Origin of the sequence: Cryobacterium sp. 10I1, from assembly GCF_035019805.1 — a bacterium.
Classification (GTDB): domain Bacteria; phylum Actinomycetota; class Actinomycetes; order Actinomycetales; family Microbacteriaceae; genus Cryobacterium; species Cryobacterium glucosi.
In genome coordinates, this window is the sequence record NZ_JASJVF010000491.1 from 1 (window position 1) to 1,197 (window position 1,197).

Below are 1,197 nucleotides of genomic sequence, written 5' to 3' on the forward strand. Positions count from 1 at the left end.
CACCACGCTCACCATCTCGGCGGGCGCCGCGACGGTCGACACGGTGGAGATCGGCACCCCCGTCACCCTCGTCGCCACGACGACGGCAACCGCCGGCGAGACGACCCTGCCCGGTGCCGTGCTGGTCGGTGACGGTGACGCTGCCGGTGGCCACGAGGGCGGAGGTGCGGGTGTTGCGCACCTCGACCGTGCGCGGTCCGTCCAGATCCGAGGTGACGTCGACGGTCATCGCGTGGGCGCTTCCGCGCGGCACCAGTGTCGGTGAGGAGGCCGGCTGCAGGGCGGCGGAGACGCTCGTTCGGGCCGGGGCGATGGTGATCGTCGACGTGGTCTCGGAGGCCTCGAATCCGGTGGCTGGAACGAAGGCGAAGCGCAGGTCGGTGCTTCCCGCGTGGAGGGCGGTCGTGGGGATGCTGAGCGTCTGGGTCAGCTTGGACGACTCGGTGAGCAGGGTCTGGCCCGCCCAGACCTGGATCGTCCCCTTCACCACGGTGCCGTAGTCGGCGTTCGGCGCCGTCACGACGGCGGAGGCGTTGATCACCGTACCGAGGGTGAACGGCGGGTTGTAGACGGTGGCGACGATCTGGGTCGGGTCAGGGACGATGACCGCGCCGACCTGGTAGTGGCCGGAGCTGGGCTTGAACAGGGCGGATCCCGCGTAGTCGGCGGTGATGTACGGATCGGAAAGGAGGGTGACCTGCTTCTCCGCCGAGCCGTCCACGAGGGTGAGGGTCTCGGTGGTCCCGTCGATGGTGAGGTCGACGGTTCCGTCCGGCTTCATCGACGTGGCGTAGGTCGGGGCGACCGTCACGGTCACGGTCGCCGGTCCGTTCACCGCGGCGGCGGCATCCGTGCTGATGGTGACCTCGGTGTCGGCGAGGAACGACCAGATGCGCACGTTCGAGGTGCCGGCGGCGACGGCGGTGCCGGCCGGTTCGAAGCTGAAGCTGAGCGGATGCGAGCCCGGATCGAGCGGAGCCATGCCGCTCAGGGAGGCGCGGGCGACGTGCGGGTCGCCGGGCGCGAGGGCCAGGGCGACCCGGGCGCCGAGGGGGACGGCGCCGTCGAGGAACTGTACGGTGCCCATCGGGTCGCCGTCCGGAACGGTGACCTCGGCCGAGAGGACGGGTGTCGCGCCGAAGCCGTCGAATCCGATGCTGAGCACGGGCTCGATCAGTGCGGGCGTCACCCCGTCGA

Annotated in this window: 1 protein-coding gene; it reads right to left on the bottom strand. The window is 71.0% G+C overall.

Annotated features, from left to right (window positions below; translation table 11 throughout):
• The coding region (locus QN345_RS19315; protein WP_323509148.1) for a hypothetical protein at positions 1–1,197 on the bottom strand (1,197 nt) is incomplete at both ends.